Annotated in this window: 21 protein-coding genes; 13 read left to right on the top strand and 8 right to left on the bottom strand. The window is 73.1% G+C overall.

What is annotated here, in order from left to right; genetic code table 11:
• Positions 1–579, bottom strand: coding sequence for a DUF4291 domain-containing protein (locus ACFY00_RS12710; protein WP_388030375.1), 579 nt, complete (start codon positions 577–579; stop codon positions 1–3).
• A gap of 120 nt (positions 580–699) precedes the next feature.
• Here ACFY00_RS12710 and ACFY00_RS12705 point away from each other — a divergent pair, with 120 nt between their 5' ends.
• Positions 700–1,653 carry an N-acetylglucosamine kinase gene (locus ACFY00_RS12705; protein WP_388030373.1) on the top strand — a complete coding sequence of 318 codons (954 nt, stop codon included), beginning with the start codon at positions 700–702 and terminating at the stop codon, positions 1,651–1,653.
• 7 nt (positions 1,654–1,660) lie between these two features.
• Here the strand turns inward: ACFY00_RS12705 and ACFY00_RS12700 are convergent, their stop codons facing one another.
• Entirely contained in the window at positions 1,661–2,158 is a 498-nt protein-coding gene (locus ACFY00_RS12700; RefSeq protein ID WP_388030371.1) for an ATP-binding protein, read from the bottom strand.
• Positions 2,159–2,327: 169 nt separating this feature from the next.
• Between ACFY00_RS12700 and ACFY00_RS12695 the strand changes: the two genes are divergently transcribed.
• Positions 2,328–3,086 (top strand): GntR family transcriptional regulator, encoded by a 759-nt coding sequence (locus ACFY00_RS12695; RefSeq protein ID WP_388030369.1) that lies wholly within the window; start codon positions 2,328–2,330, stop codon positions 3,084–3,086.
• Positions 3,087–3,244: 158 nt separating this feature from the next.
• Positions 3,245–5,056 carry an alkyl/aryl-sulfatase gene (locus ACFY00_RS12690; RefSeq protein WP_388030368.1) on the top strand — a complete coding sequence of 604 codons (1,812 nt, stop codon included), beginning with the start codon at positions 3,245–3,247 and terminating at the stop codon, positions 5,054–5,056.
• A gap of 101 nt (positions 5,057–5,157) precedes the next feature.
• Here the strand turns inward: ACFY00_RS12690 and ACFY00_RS12685 are convergent, their stop codons facing one another.
• Together ACFY00_RS12685 and ACFY00_RS12680 are read right to left on the bottom strand one after the other, a co-directional pair.
• Positions 5,158–5,700 (bottom strand): YbhB/YbcL family Raf kinase inhibitor-like protein, encoded by a 543-nt coding sequence (locus ACFY00_RS12685; protein WP_388030365.1) that lies wholly within the window; start codon positions 5,698–5,700, stop codon positions 5,158–5,160.
• 317 nt (positions 5,701–6,017) lie between these two features.
• Positions 6,018–6,797, bottom strand: coding sequence for an NAD(P)-dependent oxidoreductase (locus tag ACFY00_RS12680; protein ID WP_388030362.1), 780 nt, complete (start codon positions 6,795–6,797; stop codon positions 6,018–6,020).
• Positions 6,798–6,862: 65 nt separating this feature from the next.
• Here ACFY00_RS12680 and ACFY00_RS12675 point away from each other — a divergent pair, with 65 nt between their 5' ends.
• Positions 6,863–7,753 (top strand): LysR family transcriptional regulator, encoded by an 891-nt coding sequence (locus ACFY00_RS12675; RefSeq protein WP_388030360.1) that lies wholly within the window; start codon positions 6,863–6,865, stop codon positions 7,751–7,753.
• A gap of 59 nt (positions 7,754–7,812) precedes the next feature.
• Here ACFY00_RS12675 and ACFY00_RS12670 read toward each other — a convergent pair whose 3' ends face one another.
• Positions 7,813–8,301, bottom strand: coding sequence for a hypothetical protein (locus ACFY00_RS12670; RefSeq protein WP_030457827.1), 489 nt, complete (start codon positions 8,299–8,301; stop codon positions 7,813–7,815).
• Between the two features lie 366 nt (positions 8,302–8,667).
• Between ACFY00_RS12670 and hemL the strand changes: the two genes are divergently transcribed.
• The 7 genes from hemL (at position 8,668) to ACFY00_RS12635 (ending at position 15,612) form a co-directional block, all read left to right on the top strand.
• A complete protein-coding gene (gene hemL, locus ACFY00_RS12665) occupies positions 8,668–10,011 on the top strand; it encodes a glutamate-1-semialdehyde 2,1-aminomutase (protein WP_388030358.1) in 1,344 nt (447 codons plus the stop codon).
• 59 nt (positions 10,012–10,070) lie between these two features.
• Positions 10,071–10,721, top strand: coding sequence for a histidine phosphatase family protein (locus ACFY00_RS12660; RefSeq protein ID WP_388030678.1), 651 nt, complete (start codon positions 10,071–10,073; stop codon positions 10,719–10,721).
• A gap of 152 nt (positions 10,722–10,873) precedes the next feature.
• Positions 10,874–11,470: a TlpA family protein disulfide reductase gene (locus tag ACFY00_RS12655; protein WP_388030356.1), complete on the top strand. Its 597-nt coding sequence runs from the start codon at positions 10,874–10,876 to the stop codon at positions 11,468–11,470.
• Positions 11,467–12,246, top strand: a complete 780-nt coding sequence (locus ACFY00_RS12650; protein WP_388030353.1) for a cytochrome c biogenesis CcdA family protein — start codon at positions 11,467–11,469, stop codon at positions 12,244–12,246. Before ACFY00_RS12655 ends, ACFY00_RS12650 begins: the two co-directional genes overlap by 4 nt.
• A gap of 2 nt (positions 12,247–12,248) precedes the next feature.
• On the top strand, positions 12,249–14,021 hold the full coding sequence (locus ACFY00_RS12645) for a cytochrome c biogenesis protein ResB (protein ID WP_388030350.1): 1,773 nt from the start codon (positions 12,249–12,251) through the stop codon (positions 14,019–14,021).
• Between the two features lie 3 nt (positions 14,022–14,024).
• Positions 14,025–15,146, top strand: a complete 1,122-nt coding sequence (gene ccsB, locus ACFY00_RS12640) for a c-type cytochrome biogenesis protein CcsB (RefSeq protein WP_388030347.1) — start codon at positions 14,025–14,027, stop codon at positions 15,144–15,146.
• Between the two features lie 61 nt (positions 15,147–15,207).
• Positions 15,208–15,612, top strand: coding sequence for a hypothetical protein (locus tag ACFY00_RS12635; protein WP_388030345.1), 405 nt, complete (start codon positions 15,208–15,210; stop codon positions 15,610–15,612).
• A gap of 57 nt (positions 15,613–15,669) precedes the next feature.
• On the opposite strand, the gene ACFY00_RS12630 is transcribed toward ACFY00_RS12635, so the two are convergent.
• From ACFY00_RS12630 to ACFY00_RS12620, 3 genes are all read right to left on the bottom strand, one after another.
• Entirely contained in the window at positions 15,670–15,870 is a 201-nt protein-coding gene (locus ACFY00_RS12630) for an acyl-CoA carboxylase epsilon subunit (protein WP_285736997.1), read from the bottom strand.
• A 57-nt stretch (positions 15,871–15,927) separates the two neighbouring features.
• A complete protein-coding gene (locus ACFY00_RS12625) occupies positions 15,928–17,520 on the bottom strand; it encodes an acyl-CoA carboxylase subunit beta (RefSeq protein ID WP_388030341.1) in 1,593 nt (530 codons plus the stop codon).
• A gap of 441 nt (positions 17,521–17,961) precedes the next feature.
• Positions 17,962–18,381, bottom strand: a complete 420-nt coding sequence (locus ACFY00_RS12620; RefSeq protein ID WP_388030339.1) for a PLD nuclease N-terminal domain-containing protein — start codon at positions 18,379–18,381, stop codon at positions 17,962–17,964.
• 77 nt (positions 18,382–18,458) lie between these two features.
• Here ACFY00_RS12620 and ACFY00_RS12615 point away from each other — a divergent pair, with 77 nt between their 5' ends.
• A complete protein-coding gene (locus ACFY00_RS12615; protein ID WP_388030337.1) occupies positions 18,459–19,916 on the top strand; it encodes a menaquinone biosynthesis decarboxylase in 1,458 nt (485 codons plus the stop codon).
• Positions 19,916–20,818, top strand: coding sequence for a menaquinone biosynthesis prenyltransferase MqnP (mqnP, locus tag ACFY00_RS12610; protein WP_388030335.1), 903 nt, complete (start codon positions 19,916–19,918; stop codon positions 20,816–20,818). The genes ACFY00_RS12615 and mqnP overlap by 1 nt, the downstream gene beginning before the upstream one ends.
• Positions 20,819–20,876 lie beyond the last annotated feature (58 nt).

Genomic DNA, 20,876 nt, shown 5'->3' with positions numbered 1-20,876 from the left:
TCAGGACGCCCCCAGCCGGACGGCCGCACCCGCGGGCACCGGGTACGGCCGCTCCGGCGGCAGCAGCGCCGCGTCCCGCGAGGCGTGCAGCGCGCGGGCCAGCGGCGTCAGGTCCTCGATCCGCACCAGCCACTCCCCGGCGTAGCGCCGCACCAGCTCCCCGCTCAGGCCCAGCTGCAGCGAACGGTGCGCCAGCGGCTGCAACCGCAGGTCCCGCTCCGGGTCCCACTGCACCCGGGCCGCGCTGCGCCGCAGCTCCCGCTGCCACTGCGCCCGCGAGTCGTGCACCCCCCGCTCGTACGCACTCAGCACCGCCGCCTCCAGCGCGGCGTCGAACCCCTCCCGCCGGATCACCACCCCCAGCACCCGCTCCTGCCCCTCGCTCCGCGCCCAGTCGCTGCGGTACATCAGCCAGCGGAACGAGGGCTTCACCCACGTCATCCGCTCCGTGCTGAACGCCGCGGGGAACCGGCCCTCGGCCGCGGCGGGCTCGGCGATCTCCGGGCGGAACGCCTGGTAGACCGTCACCGTCTCGTCGTCGTACCGGGCCCGGACCTGCCTCTTCGGTGTCTCCTCCACGCCTCCATGCTGACCGGTCGGGCAGACGGGCGGTAGCGGATTTCAGGGGCTCGGGGGACGGCGGGATGCGGGCCCCTGAACGCGTGCCTTCGGGCGGTGGGAGCATGGAGCCGGAGGTGCGTGGTGGCCGGTGCGGACTTGGTGCTGGGGTTGGACGTCGGGGGCACCAGTACGCGTGTCCTGGTCGCGGGGCTGGACGGGCGGGTGGTCGGGCGGGCGCGCGGGGGCGGGGGGAACCCGGTCGCGCACGGGGCGGAGGCCGCGGCGGCGGAGATCGGGGGCGCGGTGCGGGCCGCGCTGGCCGGGGTGGATCCGGGGCGGGTCGCGGCGGGGGTGCTCGGGCTCGCGGGCGGCCTGGTGGCGCGGCCGGACTTCGCCGGGCTGTGGGACGGGCTCGGGCTGGGCGCGCACCCGGTGCTGGTGAGCGACGTCCTGCTGGCGCACGCCGCGGGCAGCCCAGCGCCGGACGGGAACGTGGTGCTCAGCGGGACGGGCGGGATGGCCGCCGAGGTCCTCGACCACGAGCTGCGCCGCACCGCGGACGGGCACGGCTGGCTGCTGGGCGACCGCGGCTCGGGCGTCTGGCTCGGCCGGGAGGCGGTCTCCGGCGCCCTCGCCACCATCGACCGGGACGCGCCGCTCACCGGCCTGGACGCGGCGGTCGCCGAGGCACTGACCGGACCGGACGGCCTGGGCGAGGACCCGCGGTCGACGCTGATCGCCGCCGTCCACGCGCAGGCCCCGGCCCGGCTGGCCCGGCTCGCCCCCGTCGTCCTGGAGCAGGCACGGCTCGGCGAGCCGGCGGCGCTCGCCCTGGTCGTCCGGGCCGCCGACCACCTGCTCGACACGCTCGCCCTGCTCCGCCCGCCCGGCTGCGCCCTCCCGATCGTGCTGGCCGGGGGCCTGCTCAGCTCCCCGACCCCGCTCGCCGCCCGGCTCCGCCCGCTGCTGGCGGCCCGCTGGCCCGGTGCCCCGCTCCGCCCGGCCGGGGACGGCGCGGGCGCGGCGGCCTGGCTGGCGGCGCGCTCCCTGGGCCGCGGCACGGAGGAGCTGCACCGGGCGCTGACGGTCTGACCCCCGGCTACTGGCAGGTCATCGGCCAGGGTGCGATCCCGCCGTGCGGGGCCTGGCGCGGCGGGGGATCGTCGACGGTGCCGTCGGCCGGGTGGACGGCGGCGCCGGGGAGGGCGATCTCGGCCCAGACCCACTTGCCGCCGCGCTTGCGCACCACGCCGTGGGCGAGGGCGAGTTCGGCGATCAGGAGCAGGCCGCGGCCGGACTCCTCGTCCTCGGCCGGGTGGCCCGGGGCGAGGACGGGGACGGCGGGGGAGGAGTCGTAGACCTCGATGACGGCGCGGTGGTGCAGCGGGTCGGCGTGGACGCCGACGGTGACGGCGGAGCCGGTGGCGTGGCGGACGGCGTTGCCGAGGAGTTCGGAGGTGACGAGGTCGAGGGTGAAGCGGGTGTCCTCGTCGAGGGGGGTGTTCCAGGAGGCGAGGAGGTCGCGGACCCGGTGGCGTCCGGCGGCGACGGTGGCGGGCTCGCGGGGCAGTGAGAACCATCGACGGTGGACGGACACGGCAGGCTCCTCACGCGGTTTCGCCCGATGGGCGGAGACTCGGCAGCCGATATGAGGGTATGTCAGATCCCAACATCTCTAGACAAGCTGAAATCTCTAGAGATGTCAATGCGTCAGGGGCCGTCCCTGCGTAGGATGTCTAGAGAAGAGGGGAAGGAAGTCCGCCGCCATGACCAGTCACCCGCGCGTCACGCAGCCCAAGTACCAGCGGATCGCCGATGACCTCAAGCGCGAGATCGACGCGGGCCGCTACCGCCCCGGCGACCGGCTCCCCGGCGAGAACGACCTGATGGCGACGTACGGCGTGGCCAGGATGACGGTCCGTCAGGCGCTCGGGGTGCTGCAGGGCGAGGGGATAGCGGAGGCCCGCCGGGGCGTGGGCGTGTTCGTCCGGGAGTTCCGGCCGATACGGCGCCGCGGCATTCAGCGGCTGTCCGACCGGACGTGGGGCGGCGGCGCCTCGGTCTGGTCGGCCGACATAGCCTCCCGCGAGCTGGCGGTGGACCAGCTGAGCGTCGCCGAGCGGGAGGCGCCCGAGCGGATCGCCGCCGTGCTGGGCCTCAAGCCGGGCGAGCCCGCCTGCGTGCGCAGCCGCCGCTTCGTGCTGGACGGCAAGCCGGTGCTGCTCTCCGACTCGTACCTGCCCGCCGCCCTGGTCGCGGGCAGCCGGATCACCGACCCGGACACCGGCCCCGGCGGCACGTACGCCCGGCTCGCCGAGCTGGGCCTCAAGCCGGTGCACTTTCAGGAGCAGATCCGCTCCCGGATGCCCGCGGGGGACGAGGCGGAGCGCCTCGCGCTGGCGCCCGGCACGCCGGTGTTCCTGGTGCACCGGATCGCGTTCGCCGAGGACGGGCAGGCGGTGGAGGTCAACGAGATGGTGCTCGACTCGGCCTCGTACATCCTGGAGTACGACTTCGACGCCTGAGCGCGCTCGTCCACAGGCCTGTGGACGAGTTGCGCGGCCCGCCGTTCACCGGTTCGGAGCAGCAGTCCGGGCCGGGGCGGGGCGCGGCGGCGGAGGGTGGGGAGAGGGTCCGCCCCGCGAGCGGCGCGGGTGCGGTCCGCGACCCGGGAGGCGTCACGGTGACCCACCACGACCAGCTCGACTACTCCGACCGCACCGACTTCGAGGACGCCGACCGCGGTCTGATCGCCCCGCCCGCCACCGACACCATCACCACTGCGGACGGCCGGGTGGCGTGGGACTTCCGGGCCACCGACTTCCTGGCCGGGGAGTGTCCCGACACCGTGCACCCCAGCCTCTGGCGGCAGTCCCAACTGACCGCCCGCGCCGGGCTGTTCGAGGTCACCGAGGGCGTCTACCAGATCCGCGGCTTCGACCTGTCGAACATGACGCTGATCGAGGGCGAGCGCGGGGTGGTGGTGGTCGATCCGCTGGTGTCCGCCGAGTGCGCGGCCGCGGGCCTGGCGCTCTACCGGGAGCACCGCGGCGAACGCCCGGTCACCGCCGTGCTGTTCACCCACTCGCACATCGACCACTTCGGCGGGGTGGACGGCGTCCTGCCGGAGGGCGCGGACGTCCCGATCGTCGCCCCGTCCGGGTTCATGGAGCACTCGGTCGCCGAGAACGTGTACGCGGGCACCGCGATGCTGCGGCGCGGCGGCTACTACTCTGGCGGCGACCTGCCGGCCGGTCCGACCGGGCTGGTCGGCATGGGCCTGGGCCACACCGCCTCGCACGGCACCCCGAGCCTGCGGCCCGCCACCCTCGACGTCACGCACACCGGGCAGGAGGAGCGGCTCGACGGGGTGCTGTTCCGCTTCCAGTTGACGCCCGGCACCGAGGCGCCGTCCGAGCTGAACTTCTTCCTGCCCGAGCGCCGCGCCCTGTGCATGGCCGAGAACGCCACCCACAACCTGCACAACATCCTGACCCTGCGCGGCGCGGTGGTCCGCGACGCCCGGGTCTGGTCGCGCTACCTCACCGAGGCGATCGAACTCTTCGCCGCCGACTCCGACGTGGTGTTCGCCTCGCACCACTGGCCGACCTGGGGCACCGAGCGGCTCACCCGCTTCCTGTCCGAGCAGCGCGACCTGTACGGCTACCTGCACGACCAGACCCTGCGCCTGCTCAACCGGGGCCTCACCGGGTCGGAGATCGCCGAGCAGCTGGAACTCCCGCCCGCGCTGGCCTCCGCCTGGCACGCCCGCGGCTACTACGGTTCGGTCAGCCACAACGTGAAGGCCATCTACCAGCGCTACATGGGCTGGTACGACGGCAACCCGGCCTCGCTGTGGGAGCACCCGCCGACCGAGAGCGCCAAGCGCTACGTCGACTGCATCGGCGGCCAGGACGCCGTCCTCACCAAGGCCCGGGAGTACGCCGACGCCGGTGACCTGCGGTTCGCCGCCCAACTGCTCAAGCACGCCGTGTTCGCCGACCCGGAGAGCAAGGACGCCAAGGAGCAGTTGGCGCAGGTCTTCGAGCGGCTCGGGTACGGCGCGGAGAACGCGACCTGGCGCAACTGCTACCTGATGGGCGCGCTGGAACTGCGCAACCCGCCGAAGGCGATGCCGTTCGGGGCCGGCAGCTTCGCCGGGGCGCTCACCGTCGACCAGGTCTTCGACTCGCTGGCGATCCGGGTCAACGGCCCCGCGGCCTGGGGCGAACGGCTCAGCACCGTCTGGAAGTTCACCGACCTCGGCGCCACCCACCGGGCGACCCTGCACAACGGCGTCCTGGTGCACAGCGAGGTCACCCGGGACCCGGGACCGGCCGACCTCACCGTCACGCTCACCAAGCCGCAACTGTTCGCCCTGCTGGCCGGCCGGGGCCGGGACGGGATCGACCTCAGCGGCGACCCGGCGGTCCTGGACCGGCTGTTCGCGGCCCTGGACGAGTCCGACCCGGCGTTCCCGGTCGTCACTCCCTGACCTCCCCGCCACCGCCCCCGGCGGCCGGACGGCCCGGCGGCAGGCCCCGATCCGGGTCCGCTGCCGGGCCGTCCGGTCGTTCCGCGCCGTTCCGCGCCGGGTCAGTCCTGCGGGGCCGCGGTCTCGTACTCGACGACCAGCACGGCCCGGGCCAGGGCGAGGAAGCCCAGGGTGCCGCTGATCACGGCCGCCGGGGTGTCCGCGGCCAGCCCGAGGGACTCCACCGGCAGGGCGTGCACGGCGAACACGTAGCGGTGCCGACCGTGGCCGGGCGGCGGGGCGGCGCCGCCGTAGTCGTTGCTGCCGTAGTCGTTGCGGCCGTGCACCGCCCCGGCGGGCAGGCCCGGGAACCCGCCGCCGCCCGCACCGGCGGGCAGCTCGGTGGTGTCGGCCGGGAGGTCGGTCAGCAGCCAGTGCCACCACCCGCAGCCGGTCGGCGCGTCCGGGTCGAAGCAGGTCACCGCGAAGCTCCTGGTCTCCGCCGGGAAGCCGGACCAGCTGAGCTGCGGCGAGCGGTTACCGCCCTCGTACGCCTGCTCCTCGCCGAGTTCGCCGCCGTCGACGAGGTCGGTGCTGAGCAGGGTGAACGACGGGACGGGGCGCATGAAGTCGAACGGCAGCGGTGGCCTGCCGGGTGCGGTCATCGGTGGGTCCCCCCTCAGGAAGTCGGTCGGTGCCGGGCGATCCTAACCACGCTTTTTCCGATGGCCAAAAGCCTTGCGGGGCGGGAGAATTGATGCTCGAGAGGGGGTGCGGAGCGCGCGGCGGTGCGTGCCATTGGCTCCGGGTTCTGTCACTACGGCCCGAAGCAGCACGGACCTTCGATGGGCTCCGGCCGCCAGCAGCTCGGACTCGCCGTTCCCCGAGCCCCTGGCGGGGCTCGTCAGCAGCACGGACCGAGCCGTTCCCCGAGCCCCTGACGGGGCTCTGCCGTTCCCCGGGCCCCTGGGATGCGTGCCCCTTACCCCGCCGCCGCCGCGAGGTCGAGTTCGGCGCGGGCGGGGTCGGCGAGCAGGGTGGTGAGGGCGGCGGTGAAGACGGGGCCGCCGTCGGCGAGGGCGAGGTCCTTGGCGGCGAGGCGGATCGGGAAGTCCGCGTCGGTGCTGGCGATCCGGGCCATCACGCCCGCCAGCGGGCCCGCGGCCAGCGCCCGGCGGGCCTGGTCGGCGGGGACGCCGAGGCGTTCGGCTACGGCCAGGGCCTCGCCGACCGCGGTCACCGAGGTGACGACCGCGCCCATCACGACGATCTTGAGCGCCGCGCCCGCGCCGGGCCCGCCGCAGCGGACCACCCGGCCGAACCGCTCCAGCAGGGGCTGCGCCCGGTCCAGGGCCTGCTCCTCGCCGCCCGCGTAGACGACCAGGGCGCCGGCGGCGGCCGCGTCCACGCTGCCGAGCACCGGGGCGTCCACCAGGCTGACACCGTCCGGGAGTCGGGCGTGCTGCTCGGCGACGGCCGCCGGGCCGATCGAGGACATGTCGATCCACAGGGTGCCCGGGGCCAGCGCGGGGCGGAACCGGTCCGCGACCTCGGCGACCGCCGCCGGGTCGGACAGCATGGTCACCACCACGCCCGCGCCGCGCACCGCCTCCGCCGGGGAGGCCGCCTCGGTGAGGCCCGCCGCCCGGCCCGCGGACCGGTTCCAGACCACCAACTCCTTTGCCGCACCGCTCAGTCGGCGGGCCAGTGGAAGCCCCATCCGGCCCAGCCCCAGCACTGCCACGCGCTCCGTGATCTCCATGCCCACCACGCTAGGCGCCGCCCAGGCAGGCGACAAACGAATGTCCGGCATGGTAGCCATGCGGAATGGACATGGCATGGCTGGAGGTCTTCCGCACCGCGGCCCGGCTCGGCTCGTTCACCGCGGCGGGCGGCCAGTTGGGGTGGACGCAGTCCGCGGTCTCCCGGCAGATCGCCTCGCTGGAGGCCGAGTTGGGCGTCCCGCTGTTCGACCGGCTGCCCCGCGGGGTGGCGCTGACCGAGCACGGGCGGACGCTGCTGCCGCACGCCGAGGCGCTGCTGGACCGGCTCGACGGCACCCGGCGCGACCTCGCCGCGCTGGCCGGGCTGACCGCCGGACGGCTCCGGCTGGGGGCCTTCGACAGCGCCAACGCCGCGCTCGTCCCGGCCGCGCTGGCCGCCTTCCGGGCCGCTCACCCGGCGATCGCGCCGACCCTCACCGAGGGCCTCTCCGGGGCGCTGCTCGACCTGCTCGCGGACGGCTCGATCGATTTCGCGCTGGTCACCGCCTACCCGGAACACCCCTACGACACCGAGCGGTTCGAGCTGCACCGGCTGGTCGACGACCCCGTCCTGGTGGCCGTCCCGCGCAGCCACCGGCTGGCCCGGCGCCGCCGCCTGCGGCTGGCCGAACTGGCCGAGGAGCCGTGGATCGCCGCCAGCCGCCGCCCCGAGGCGACCCTGCTGGCGGCCTGCGTCCGCAACGGCTTCCAGCCGCGGGTGGAGTACGAGGTGGCGGGGTGGACGGCCAAACTGGGCCTGGTGGCGGCCGGGTTGGGCATCACGCTGATCCCCTCGCTGGCGGCTCGGGCGGCCCGGCCCGACCTGGCGCTCGTGCCGCTGCACCCGGAGGACACCCCCGTCCGGCACGTCCACACCGCGACCCGCCGCGGCCACCTGCCCGTCCCGGCCGTGGCCGCCTTCCTGCCGTTCCTGCGCGCGGCGGCGGGGAACTGAGCGGGGGAGCAGGGCGGCGCGGGCCGGGTGGACCAGGGGGTTCCGGGTGGACCGGTGGATCAGGGCCAGACCAGGCAGTACAGCTGGTGGCCGGCCTCGTGCAGGCGGTTGGCGAAGTCCTGCCACTCGTGCAGCATCTGGTAGATGACGAAGGCGTCCCGCGGGCCGCGGCGGTCGGGGACGGTGGACCAGATGAAGGCGGCGGCGCCGAGCTCGGTCTCGTCGGCCTTGCGGAGCGGCTCGACCACCGTGTGCGGGAGCTGGACCACCGCGTAGTCGGGGTGCAGGACGACCAGTTCGAGCGGGGGGACGTGGTGCAGCGGGACGCCCTGGATGCCGGTGAGCACCATCGCGCTCATCGTCTCGGGCTTGATCTTGGTGGAGAGGTGGCCGCCCGCGGAGCCGCTGGTCTCCATCAGGTCGCCGAGCCGGCCGAGGGCGCCGAGCTCCCCGGCGTCGAGGCCGAGGCCGCCGGGGCCGAGGGCGGTGGGAACCCTGGCGGCGGTGGCGCGGTCCGGAGCGCCGAAGTACTTGTAGGTGACCCCCACTCTGCCCTCGCCCCTCCTTCCCCTGCCCGTTCCCGTACCCCCGCCGGTCTCGCCGGGCCGGCGGCTGCGCCCCGCGGCCTCGTCGAAACCGTCCTGCCTCTCGGACACTGGACCATCCTCACCGGAACTCGCCGGAATCGACAGACCTTCGCATGTTCGGGGTCCCTCCCGAACATGCCCCTTACCCGTCTGCCGGCGTGCTACACGAGCGCGCGTCACCCGACCTTACCTTTGGCACAGCCAGTGAGGGGAGCAGCACACGGATCATCGTTCCAGATGATCGGGCCCGACATGCAGAACGCCAGGACACGATTTGAGACCATGTGCGGGTAAGAGCGGTTCCCGGCCGCTCCCAGCACCCAACGGATGAGCGAGCAGATGAGCTACCCGTACGAAGCCCCCCAGTCCCAGTCGCTGTTCGACCGCGCGCTGGCCGTCACCCCCGGCGGCGTCAACTCGCCGGTGCGCGCCTTCCGCGCGGTCGGCGGCACGCCCCGCTTCATGGTGTCCGGCACCGGCCCGTACCTGACCGACGCGGACGGCCGCGAGTACGTGGACCTGGTCTGCTCCTGGGGCCCGATGCTGCTGGGCCACGCCCACCCGGCGGTGGTCGAGGCGGTGCAGCGGGCGGTGGCCCTGGGCACCTCGTTCGGGACGCCCGGACAGGGCGAGGTGGAGCTGGCCGAGGAGATCGTCGCCCGGATCGCGCCGGTCGAGCAGGTCCGCCTGGTGTCCAGCGGCACCGAGGCGACCATGTCGGCGATCCGGCTGGCCCGCGGCTTCACCGGCCGCGCGAAGGTGGTGAAGTTCGCCGGTTGTTACCACGGTCACGTGGACGCGCTGCTGGCCGCCGCCGGTTCCGGCGTCGCCACCTTCGGCCTGCCGGACACCCCGGGCGTGACCGGCGCCCAGGCCGGCGACACCATCGTGCTGCCGTACAACGACCTGGACGCGGTGCGCGCCGCGTTCGCCGCCCACCCCGGCGAGATCGCCTGCGTGATCACCGAGGCCTCGCCCGGCAACATGGGCGTCGTCCCGCCGCTGCCCGGCTTCAACCGCGGCCTGGCCGAGATCTGCCGGGCCGACGGCGCGCTGTTCGTCTCCGACGAGGTGATGACCGGCTTCCGGGTCTCCAAGGCCGGCTGGTACGGGCTGGAGGCCGCGCGGGAGGGCTGGGCGCCGGACCTGCTGACCTTCGGCAAGGTGATGGGCGGCGGCTTCCCCGCCGCGGCCTTCGGCGGCCGCGCCGACGTGATGGCGCAGCTGGCCCCGGCCGGCCCGGTCTACCAGGCGGGCACCCTCTCCGGGAACCCGATCGCCACCGCCGCGGGCCTGGCCCAGCTGCGGCACTGCACCGACGAGGCGTACGCGGCCGTGGACAAGGCCGCCGCCGAGGTGTCCGGCCTGGTGACCGCGGCGCTCGCCAAGGAGGGCGTGGCGCACCGGCTGCAGACCGCGGGCAACATGTTCTCGGTCTTCTTCACCGAGCAGCGGGTCACCAACTACGACGAGGCGCGCACCCAGCAGGCGTTCCGCTTCAACTCCTTCTTCCACTCGATGCTGAGCCAGGGCGTCTACCTGCCGCCGTCGGCCTTCGAGTCCTGGTTCGTCTCGGCCGCGCACGACGAGCGCGCGATCGAGCGGATCGCCGCCGCCCTGCCCGCCGCCGCCCGCGCCGCGGCCGAGGCCACCGAGGAGACCGCCAAGTGACCGAGAACACCAGCGAGAACAGCGCCCGGGGCGACAAGGAGATCACCGTCGTCCACGTGATGCGGCACGGCGAGGTACACAACCCGGAGGGCGTGCTCTACGGCCGCCTCCCGGACTACCACCTCTCCGACCTGGGCCGGCAGATGGCCGAGCGGGTGGCCGAGCACCTGCAGGACCGGGACATCACGTACGTGGTGGCCTCGCCGCTGGAGCGGGCGCAGGAGACCGCCGAGCCGATCGCCAAGGCGCACGGGCTGCAGGTGGCGGCCGACCCGCGGCTGATCGAGGCGGAGAACGTCTTCGAGGGCAAGACCTTCGGCGTCGGCGACGGCTCGCTGCGCAACCCCGGGTACTGGAAGTACCTGACCAACCCGTTCAAGCCGTCCTGGGGCGAGCCGTACATCGACCAGGTGGTGCGGATGATGGGTGCGATCGCGGCGGCCCGGGACGCGGCGCGCGGGCACGAGGCGGTGTGCGTCAGCCACCAGCTGCCGATCTGGATCCTGCGCTCGTTCGCGGAGCGGCGCCGGCTGTGGCACGACCCGCGCCGTCGGCAGTGCTCGCTGGCCTCGTTGACCAGCTTCACCTACGAGGGCGACCGGATCGTCTCGATCGGCTACCGGGAGCCGGCCCGGGACCTGCTGCCCGCGCACCTGGTGGGCCAGGGCAAGAAGGGTGACAAGCCGGTCGGCAAGAGCTTCGGGGCGTAGCTCACACCGGGCCCCGCCGGGGTAAGCCCCCGGGGCGGCGAAATGCCCGAATTAAGACGATCATAAGCGGAAAAAGCGCAGGTCACGGGGGGTCCGGTCGACAAGGCCGGACCCCCCTAAAACGGGCCGAAGAGCCATGCGAAACTTTTCACATGACACGGACGTCCAGCCGCCGCATCCGCTTCGCCGCCGTCCTCGGCGCGGTCTCCGCCCTGGCCCTCGCCGGGTGCTCCAGCTCCGGGTCCAGTGGCAGCGGCGGCGTCGGCTTCGTCACGGGCAAGGGCGGCATCGCCACCGCCGGTCCCGCCAAGCGGGTCGCCGCCCCCGACGTCACCGGCACCTCGCTGGACGGCAGCGGCACCCTCAAGCTCTCCGACTACCGCGGCAAGGTGGTCGTCCTCAACATCTGGGGCTCCTGGTGCAGCCCCTGCCGGGCCGAGGCCAAGGGCCTGCAGGAGGCCAGCGAGAAGTACGGCGACCGGGTGCAGTTCCTCGGCATCAACACCCGGGACACCGACCCCGCCAACGCCGTCGCGTTCGAGAAGAACTTCGGGGTGACCTACCCGAGCATCTACGACCCGGACGGCGCCGAGATCCTCAAGTTCCCCAAGGGCAGCCTCAACCCGCAGTCCATCCCGACCACCATCGTGGTCGACCAGGAGGGCAGGCTGGCCGCCCGGGCGATGCGCGCGATGTCCACCGAGGACCTGCAGGCCATGGTCGACCCGGTGCTGGCGGAGTCGAAGTGAGCACCCTGCTGGCAGCCGCCGACATCGGGTACAACGAGACGGTCGGCAGCGGCGCGCTGGTGCTCGCGCTGCCGATCGCGCTGATCGCCGGGCTGGTCTCGTTCTTCTCGCCGTGCGTGCTGCCCCTGGTGCCCGGCTACCTCAGCTACGTCACCGGCTTCTCCGCCGCCGACCTCTCCGACGCCCGGGGCGCCAGGCGCGGCCGGATGCTGGCGGGCTCCGTCCTGTTCGTGGCCGGGTTCGCGGCCGTCTTCATCTCCGAGGGCGCGCTGTTCGGCTACGTCGGGACGGCCCTGGCGGACCACAAGCGGGTCGTCTCGATCGTCATGGGCGTCGTCACGGTGCTGATGGGCCTGGCCTTCATGGGCCTGCTGCCCGGCTTCACGATGCGCGAACTGCGCACCCACCGCCGCCCCGCGGTCGGCGTCTACGGCGCCCCGCTGCTGGGCCTGGTCTTCGGCGTCGGCTGGACGCCCTGCCTCGGCCCGACCATGTCGGCGATCAACACGCTCTCCGCGAACGAGGCCGACGCCGGGCGTGGCGCCCTGCTGATGACGGTCTACTGCCTGGGCCTCGGCGTACCGTTCGTCCTGGCCGCCCTGGCGTTCCGCAAGGCGCTGGGCGCCTTCGGCTGGGTCAAGCAGCACTACCAGTGGGTGATGCGGATCGGCGGCGGCATGCTGGTCGCGGTCGGCCTGGCCCTGGTGACGGGGGTGTGGGACGCGCTGGTCAACCAGCTGCAGTACCTCACCCAGGACTTCTCGATCGGAATCTGACCGTGAGCGACACGAAGACCAGCCCCCAGCCGGCCGACGCCGCGGAAGGCCCCGACGCCGAACGGCTCGACGCCGAGCGGCTCGACGAGGTCGAGCGGCTCAGCACCGCGCCCGAGGAGAACGACACCGTCCCGACCGGGATAGGCGTGTTCGGCTGGCTGCGCTGGTTCTGGCGCCAGCTCACCTCGATGCGGGTCGCGCTGCTGCTGCTGTTCCTGCTCTCGCTGGCGGCGATCCCCGGCTCGCTGGTGCCGCAGGAGCCCAACACCTTCAAGATCACGGCGTGGAAGAACGCCCACAAGGGCCTGGCCCCGCTCTTCGAGAAGCTCCAACTCTTCGACGTCTACAGCTCGGTGTGGTTCTCCGCGATCTACATCCTGCTGTTCGTCTCGCTGGCGGGCTGCATCCTGCCGCGCACCTGGCAGTTCGTCGGCGTGCTGCGCGCCCAGCCCCCGGCCGCCCCGCGCAACCTGACCCGGATGCCGGTCTACGCGGCCTGGCACACCGACGCCGACCCCGCGGCGGTCAACGCGGCCGCGCACCGGCTGTTGAGGAAGCGCGGCTTCCGGGCCGCGGCCGGCTCCGGCTCGGTGGCCGCCGAGAAGGGCTACCTGCGCGAGGTCGGCAACCTGCTGTTCCACTTCGCGCTGTTCGCCCTGCTGGCCGGTTTCGCCTGGGCCAGCCTGTTCAGCGGTTCCGGCACCAAGATCGTGCTGGAGGGCCAGGGCTACTCCAACACCACCACCCAGCTGGACGACTTCACCGGCTCCGCGTTCTACGGCGTCGACGACCTGGACGCCTTCGGCTTCAAACTGGACGGCTTCACCGCCGACTTCCAGACCTCCGGCCCGGCGGCCGGCACCGCCAAGGAGTTCGTCGCCAACGTCCGCTACTGGAAGGGCGCCGACACCGGCAAGCAGAAGAACGCGAAGATCGAGGTCAACCACCCGCTGGAGGTGGGCGGCACCAAGGTCTTCCTGACCGCGCACGGCTTCGCCCCGGTGGTGACCGTCCGCAACGCCAAGGACGAGGTCGTCTACCGCGGCCCGACGGTGTTCCTGCCGCAGGACTCCAACGTCACCTCGCCCGGCGTGATCAAGGTCAACGACTACGGCACCGGCCCCGACGGCCGGAAGACCCAGCTCGCCCTCAGCGGCATGTTCCTGCCCACCGCCCCGGACGACTTCAACGAGACCGGCCGCCCGGTCTCGGTCTTCCCCGCCGCGGCCAACCCGCGGCTGGTGATCACCGCCTACGTCGGCGACATGCGCACCGACAGCGGCCTGCCGCAGAACGTGTACGAGCTCGACGACAAGGCGATGACGCAGCTGAAGGTCAACGGCGCGCCCGCCTCCGTCCCGCTCCAGGTCGGCCAGGGCTGGCAACTGCCCGACGGCTACGGCAGCGTCACCTTCGACGGCTACCAGCAGTGGGCCAACTTCACGATCTCGCACCGCCCCGGCAACGCGGTCGCGCTGACCGGCGCGGTGGCCGCGATCCTCGGCCTGATCGGCTCGCTGTTCGTCCAGCGCCGCCGGATCTGGGTCCGCGCGGTGGCCGCCCCCGACGGCCGCACCCTGGTCGAGGTGGCCGGGCTGGGCCGCAGCGAGTCCGCCCGCACCGCCGAGGAACTCGCCGAGATCGCCGTCGAGCTGCAGGGCGACGCCCCGGCCGCCGACGAACCCCCGGGGCCCGACGGCCCCGCCGACGACGCACCCGCCGCAGCCGACTCCCCGGCCGCAGCCGTCCCCACCGCCCCGGAAACCAAGGAGTAGACGGTGCTGCTCGCGCAGGTCGACACCCAGTTGGCCAACCTCTCCAACTACCTCATCTACTCGGCGATGACCGTCTACACGCTGGCGATGTTCGCCCAGATCTTCGAGTGGACGTTCGGCGCCAAGGGCGGCGTCGCCGTCCGCTCCGCGCGGCAGAGCACCCTGGCCGAGACGGTCGCCGAGTCCGCGGCGGCGGCCAAGGGCGTCCGCAAGGTCACCGTCACCGTCGCCGCGCAGGGCGGCGGCACCACCACGCTCACCCGCACCGCGCTGGCCGAGGCCGGTGCCACCACCGTCACCAGCGGCCGCGGCGACGGCGGCCCGGCCGACGGCGTCGGCCCGGCGGGCACCAGCGAGAAGGCCGACCTGGCCGGCCGGATCGCGGTCTCGCTGACCGTGCTCGGCATGCTGCTGCACGCCGCCAGCGTGGCGGCCCGCGGCCTGTCGGTGATGCGCTGGCCGTGGGGCAACATGTACGAGTTCTCGTGCGCGTTCGCCCTGATGATGGTCGGCGCGTACGTGATCCTGCTCGCCACCGGGAAGAACGTCCGCTGGCTCGGCCTGCCGGTGACGGTGGTCGCGCTGTTGATCCTCGGCGTCGCCGTCGTCGTCCTCTACACCGACTCCGAGCAGCTCGTCCCCGCCCTGCACTCCTACTGGCTCGGCATCCACGTCTCGACCGCCACCATCTGCGGCGGCGCGTTCTTCGCCGCCTTCGTCGCCACCGTGGCCTACCTGCTCAAGGACCGCTACGAGCACCGCGTCGCGGCGGGCCTGACCGTCCGCGCCGCCAACCTGATGGAGCGGCTGCCCGCCTCCGGCACCCTGGACAAGCTCTCCTACCGGATCAACGCGATTATCTTCCCGCTCTGGACGTTCACCATCATCGCGGGCGCGATCTGGGCCGAGGCCGCCTGGGGCAAGTACTGGGAGTGGGACCCGAAGGAGACCTGGTCCTTCATCACCTGGGTCGCCTACGCCGCCTACCTGCACGCCCGGGCCACCGCCGGCTGGCGCGGCCGCAAGGCCGCCTACCTGGCGCTGCTCGCCTTCGCCTGCTGGCTGTTCAACTTCTACGGCGTCAACATCTTCATCACCGGCAAGCACTCCTACGCCGGCGTCTGACGCCACCCCCGCACCGTCCACCACCACCCACGCACCACGAAGCCGCGAGGAGGGCCGCACCATGGAGTGCGACGAGGTCATCATGACCGTCCGAATCACCGCAGCGGAACGCACGCTGCTGCGACGGCTCGCCCAGGGCCACCACAGCGACGTCTCCGAAGTCGTCGCCGACGGGCTGCTGGACGTCCTGCCCACCCTGCACTGCCCGGCCGACGCCCACCGGCTGCTGGCCGCGCTCACCACGCCCGCGCCCTGCGCGCTCACCGTCTGGCTCCCCACCGAGCTGGCGGACCTGCTCACCATCGCCACCGCGCGGATCGCCCAGTCCACCGGCGTCCGGCTCGGCTCCTCCTGCATCATGCTCGGGGCCGCGGTGCGCCTGTGGCTGGCCCAGGACCCGCAGCGGCTGGCCGCCAACCTCACCACCATGCACGCCGGCCGTCCGACCGCGCTGGCGGCCGCGTAACGGCCCGCAGGGAACGCGGAGGGGCCCGGGACGACGTCCCGGGCCCCTCCGCGTGCGCTACGCGGCCTGCTGCCAGCTGACCGGCGAGAAGTACGCCGGGCGGCGCTCGACGCGCGACCAGGTCGCGATCGGCTCGACGGCCGGGGCGGCGGCGGTGGCGGCGGCCACCGCGGCCCGGGCGGCCAGGACCGCGGTCAGCGCGGCCAGTTCCTCGGCGGTCAGCGAGCCGCGGACGACGCGGACGAGAGGTTCGCTCATGGTTCCCGTTCTCCCCCAAGCTTGATTCTGAAAGGTTTCGGCGCGGGCAGCGGCCGGTTACATCGGCGGGTTGCCGTGCTTGCGGCTCGGCAGGTCGGCGTGCTTGGTGCGGAGCATGGCGAGCGAGGAGGCGAGCACGGCGCGGGTCTCGGCCGGGTCGATGACGTCGTCCACGAGGCCGCGCTCGGCCGCGTAGTACGGGTGCATCAGTTCGCTCCTGTACTCCTTGATCTTCTGCGCCCGGGTCGCCTCGGGGTCCTCGGCTGCGTTGATGTCCCGGCGGAAGATGACGTTCGCGGCGCCCTCGGCGCCCATCACGGCGATCTCGTTGGTCGGCCAGGCGAAGGACAGGTCCGCGCCGATCGAGCGGGAGTCCATCACGATGTACGCGCCGCCGTACGCCTTGCGCAGGATCAGCTGGATCCGCGGCACGGTGGCGTTGCAGTACGCGTACAGCAGCTTCGCGCCGTGCCGGATGATGCCGTCGTGCTCCTGGTCGACGCCGGGCAGGAAGCCGGGCACGTCCAGCATGGTGACCAGCGGGATGTTGAAGGCGTCGCACATCTGCACGAAGCGGGCGGCCTTCTCGGAGGCGTTGATGTCCAGCACGCCGGCCAGCGACTGCGGCTGGTTGGCGATGATGCCGACCACGTGGCCGTCGATCCGGGCCAGCGCGCAGATCACGTTGGTCGCCCAGCGCTCGTGGACCTCGAGGTACTCGCCGTGGTCGACGACCTCCTCGATGACCTTGCGCATGTCGTACGGGCGGTTGCCGTCGGCCGGGACGAGGTCGAGCAGCGAGTCGTTGCGGCGGTCCACCGGGTCGTCCGCGGCCACCACCGGCGGCATCTCCCGGTTGTTCTGCGGCAGCAGCGACAGCAGGTAGCGGACCTCCTCGATGCAGGACTGCTCGTCGTCGTAGACGAAGTGCGAGACGCCGGAGACCGAGGAGTGGACGTCCGCGCCGCCCAGGCCGTTCTGGGTGATCTTCTCGCCGGTCACCGCCTGCACCACGTCCGGGCCGGTGATGAACATCTGCGAGGTCTCGCGGACCATGAACACGAAGTCGGTCAGCGCCGGGCTGTAGGCCGCGCCGCCCGCGCACGGGCCGAGCATCACCGAGATCTGCGGGATCACGCCGGAGGCCCGGGTGTTGCGCTGGAAGATGCCGCCGTAGCCGGCCAGCGCGGTCACGCCCTCCTGGATCCGGGCGCCCGCGCCGTCGTTCAGCGAGACCAGCGGCGCGCCCGCGGCGATGGCCATGTCCATGATCTTGTGGATCTTCTGCGCGTGGGCCTCGCCCAGCGCGCCGCCGAAGATCCGGAAGTCGTGCGCGTAGGTGAACACCGTCCGCCCGTGCACGGTGCCCCAGCCGACGACGACGCCGTCGGTGTGCGGCTTCTTCGCCTCCAGGCCGAAGCCCTGCGCGCGGTGCCGCCGCAGCGGCTCCACCTCGTGGAAGGAGCCCTCGTCCAGCAGCAGCTCGATCCGCTCCCGCGCGGTCAGCTTGCCCTTGGCGTGCTGCGCCTCGGTGGCCTGCTCGCTCGGTCCGCGGCGGACCTGCTCGCGCAGCTCGTGCAACTCGGCAACCCGGCTACGGGCATCGGCCGGAGCCTCGCCGCCGACCGGCGCATCGTGCAGGACCGTCATCTCGAACCACTCCAAGCTCGCGTGGGGCAGCGAACACCTCTACTGCTACGACAGTACGAGTCGGGGCGCCCCGCTCTCGGCGTCGAATCCGTACAAGGTCGGGAGCCGATCGCTGTACAGGCCCCACATAGGGGGGCGCACACCCCTACCGCCGGGTCGCTTCCGGCGGGGCAGGGGGTGCACCCCTGCCGGGGGGTGGGGGAGCGGCCGAATCGGCAGGTCAGCGGCGAGGTGGCGGGTGCGGGAAGGGGGGGGGGGCCCCCCCCCCCCCCCCCCGGCCCCGCCGGGGGGGGGGGGCCCGGGGGGGGGGGGGGGGGGCCGGGGGGGGGGGGGGGGGCGGGCGCGCGCGCCCCCCCCCGGGGGGGCCCCCCGGCCCCCCCACGGCCGGGTGTTCGAGAGCCGGATCAGGTCCGGATGGTAGGGATGCGCCAAAAGGCGGGATCAGCCCTTCGGGCGGTCGCCGTCCTCCGGGTGCTCGCCGCCGCGGCGCAGCTCCTCCTCGCGGCGGCGCAGGTCCGCCTCCCACTGCTTGAGCATGTCCTCGTGCTGCTCGTTGCCGCGCTTCAGCGAGGCGAGGAACTCCGGGTCGTCGTCCGGGGCCGGCGGACGCCGCGGGCGCTCGTACTCGGGGTACCCGGCGGTCGGGCCGGACGGCCAGGGCGCCCGGCCGCGGCGGGCGCCGGTGCGGTCGCGGCCGGCCACCAGCCAGGCGATCGAGCCGACCAGCGGGAAGAACAGCACGACGATCACCCAGACCACCTTCGGCAGGTGGCGGACCTCGTCCTCGGGGGTGGTCAGGCAGTCGATGAACGCCCACACCCACAGGGCCAGCAGCGCCACCACGGGCACGACTCTCAGCACGGCGCGGATTCTCCCGGGGAAGGTTCGAACAGGACCCTTGGCGGGCCCAGGGTAGCCCGTACCGGATACTGACAGGTATGGCATACGACGATCTCCGTTCCTTCCTCCGGGCACTGGAGCGGGAGGGCGACCTCAAACGGATCAAGGTCGAGGTCGACCCCTACCTGGAGGTCGGCGAGATCGTCGACCGGGTGCAGAAGGCCAAGGGCCCCGCGCTGCTGTTCGAGAACGTCAAGGGCTCGGCGATGCCGCTGGCCATGAACGTCTTCGGCACCGAGCGGCGGCTGTCCAAGGCCCTCGGCCTCAAGTCGCCCGACGACATCGCCGAGAAGATCGGCGGCCTGCTCAAGCCCGAACTGCCGCAGGGCTTCACCGGCTTCCGAGAGGCGTTCGGCAAGCTCGCCTCGATGGCGCACGTGCCGCCGCGGAACGTGAAGTCCGCCGACGCGCCCGTCCACGAGGTGGTGCTCACCGGCGAGGACGTCGACCTGGAGCAGCTGCCCGCGCTGTTCACCTGGCCGCTGGACGGCGGCTCCTTCTTCAACCTCGGGCTCACCCACACCAAGGACCCGGACTCCGGCGTCCGCAACCTCGGCCTGTACCGGCTGCAGCGGCACGACAGGCGCACCATCGGCATGCACTGGCAGATCCACAAGGACAGCCGCAACCACGCCGCGGTGGCCGCCAGGCGCGGCGAGAAGCTGCCCGTCGCGATCGCCTTCGGCTGCCCGCCCGCCGTCACCTACGCCGCCACCGCGCCGCTGCCCGGCGACATCGACGAGTACCTGTTCGCCGGGTTCGTCGCGGGGGAGCGGGTCCGGATGGTCGACTGCAAGACCGTCCCGCTGCAGGTCCCGGCGGACGCCGAGGTGGTGCTGGAGGGCTGGCTGGAGCCCGGCGAGCTGCTGCCCGAGGGGCCGTTCGGCGACCACACCGGCTTCTACACCCCGCAGGAGCCCTTCCCGGCGCTGACCATCGACTGCGTGACGATGCGCCGCCGCCCGCTGCTGCAGTCCATCGTGGTCGGCCGCCCGCCCACCGAGGACGGGCCGCTGGGCAAGTTCACCGAGCGCTTCTTCCTGCCGCTGCTCAAGGTGATCATCCCGGACATCGTCGACTACGACCTGCCCGAGGCCGGCGGCTTCCACAACTGCGTGATCGTCTCGATCGACAAGAAGTACCCCAAGCACGCGCAGAAGGTCATGCACGCCATCTGGGGCGCCCACATGATGTCGCTGACCAAGCTGATCGTCGTGGTGGACGCCGACTGCGACGTCCACGACTACCAGGAGGTCGCCTGGCGGGCCCTGGGCAACGTCGACTACAGCCGGGACCTCTCGGTCGTCGAGGGCCCGGTCGACCACCTCGACCACGCCTCCTACCAGCAGTTCTGGGGCGGCAAGGCGGGCATCGACGCCACCCGCAAGCTCCCCGAGGAGGGCTACACCCGCGACGGCGGCTGGCCCGAGATGGTCGCCTCCGACCCGGAGACCGCGGCCCGGGTCACCCGCCGCTGGAAGGAGTACGGCCTGTGATGACCACCGCCGACGCGTTCGAGGCGCCGCCGAGCCGGACCAGGGCCTTCCTGCGCCTGGTCGTGATCGAGCACTCGGTCTTCGCGCTGCCCTTCGCCTACACCGCCGCGCTGACCGCGATGTTCCTCGCCGACGGGACGGTGCACTGGCGCGAACTGCTGCTGGTCACCGTCTGCATGGTCGGCCTGCGCACCTTCGCGATGGCCGCCAACCGGATCATCGACCGCGAGATCGACGCCCGGAACCCGCGCACCGCGGGCCGCGAGCTCGTCACCGGCGCCGTCTCGCTGCGCACCGCGTACGTCGGCTCGGCGATCGCGCTGGTGGTCTTCCTCGGCTCGGCGGCGCTGCTCAACACGCTCTGCCTGCTGCTCGCGCCGGTGGCCGTCGTCCCGATGGTGGTCTACCCCTACGGCAAGCGGTTCACCGACTTCCCGCAGGCGATCCTGGGCCTGGCCCAGGCGATGGGGCCGATCGGCGCCTGGCTGGCCGTCACCGGCAGCTGGTCCTGGGACGCGGTGGTGCTGGGGCTGGCGGTCGGCATCTGGATCGGCGGCTTCGACCTGATCTACGCCTGCCAGGACGTCGCGGCCGACCGGGGCACGGGCGTGCGCTCCGTCCCGGCCCGGTTCGGGGTGCCCGCCGCGATCACCGGCGCCCGGGTCTGCCACGCGGTCACCACCGCGCTGCTCGCCTGGTACGCGGTGCTGACCGACGCGGGCGCGTTCTTCTGGTGCGGGCTCGCGGTGGTGGCCGGGGCGTTCGTCTACGAGCACACCATCGTCAAGCCGCACGACCTGTCGCGGCTGAACCGGGCGTTCTTCTCCACCAACGGGTTCGTGGGCATCTCGCTGTTCGCCTTCGCCCTGATCGACCTGATCAGCCGCGGCCTGACGGTCTGACGGTCTGGCCACCGGCCCACGACAGGGGCGTGCGGGACACTCCGCACGCCCCTGTCGG

Source organism: Kitasatospora sp. NPDC001540 (genome assembly GCF_042894345.1).
Classification (GTDB): Bacteria; Actinomycetota; Actinomycetes; order Streptomycetales; family Streptomycetaceae; genus Kitasatospora; species Kitasatospora phosalacinea_C.
The sequence above is the reverse complement of the archived record's forward strand: the minus strand, read 5'-3'. Positions and strand labels throughout refer to the sequence as shown.

What these genes read in the sequence shown, in the direction of transcription:
- hemL (WP_388030358.1), top strand. Translation starts at nt 8,668, where the DNA reads ATGAGCGAGCAGATGAGCTACCCGTACGAAGCCCCCCAGTCCCAGTCG.
- ACFY00_RS12675 (WP_388030360.1), top strand. Translation starts at nt 6,863, where the DNA reads ATGGACATGGCATGGCTGGAGGTCTTCCGCACCGCGGCCCGGCTCGGC.
- ACFY00_RS12615 (WP_388030337.1), top strand. Translation starts at nt 18,459, where the DNA reads ATGGCATACGACGATCTCCGTTCCTTCCTCCGGGCACTGGAGCGGGAG.
- mqnP (WP_388030335.1), top strand. Translation starts at nt 19,916, where the DNA reads ATGACCACCGCCGACGCGTTCGAGGCGCCGCCGAGCCGGACCAGGGCC.
- ACFY00_RS12655 (WP_388030356.1), top strand. Translation starts at nt 10,874, where the DNA reads ATGACACGGACGTCCAGCCGCCGCATCCGCTTCGCCGCCGTCCTCGGC.
- ACFY00_RS12625 (WP_388030341.1), bottom strand. Translation starts at nt 17,520, where the DNA reads ATGACGGTCCTGCACGATGCGCCGGTCGGCGGCGAGGCTCCGGCCGAT.
- ACFY00_RS12660 (WP_388030678.1), top strand. Translation starts at nt 10,071, where the DNA reads ATGCGGCACGGCGAGGTACACAACCCGGAGGGCGTGCTCTACGGCCGC.
- ACFY00_RS12685 (WP_388030365.1), bottom strand. Translation starts at nt 5,700, where the DNA reads ATGACCGCACCCGGCAGGCCACCGCTGCCGTTCGACTTCATGCGCCCC.
- ACFY00_RS12630 (WP_285736997.1), bottom strand. Translation starts at nt 15,870, where the DNA reads ATGAGCGAACCTCTCGTCCGCGTCGTCCGCGGCTCGCTGACCGCCGAG.
- ACFY00_RS12680 (WP_388030362.1), bottom strand. Translation starts at nt 6,797, where the DNA reads ATGGAGATCACGGAGCGCGTGGCAGTGCTGGGGCTGGGCCGGATGGGG.
- ACFY00_RS12635 (WP_388030345.1), top strand. Translation starts at nt 15,208, where the DNA reads ATGGAGTGCGACGAGGTCATCATGACCGTCCGAATCACCGCAGCGGAA.
- ACFY00_RS12695 (WP_388030369.1), top strand. Translation starts at nt 2,328, where the DNA reads ATGACCAGTCACCCGCGCGTCACGCAGCCCAAGTACCAGCGGATCGCC.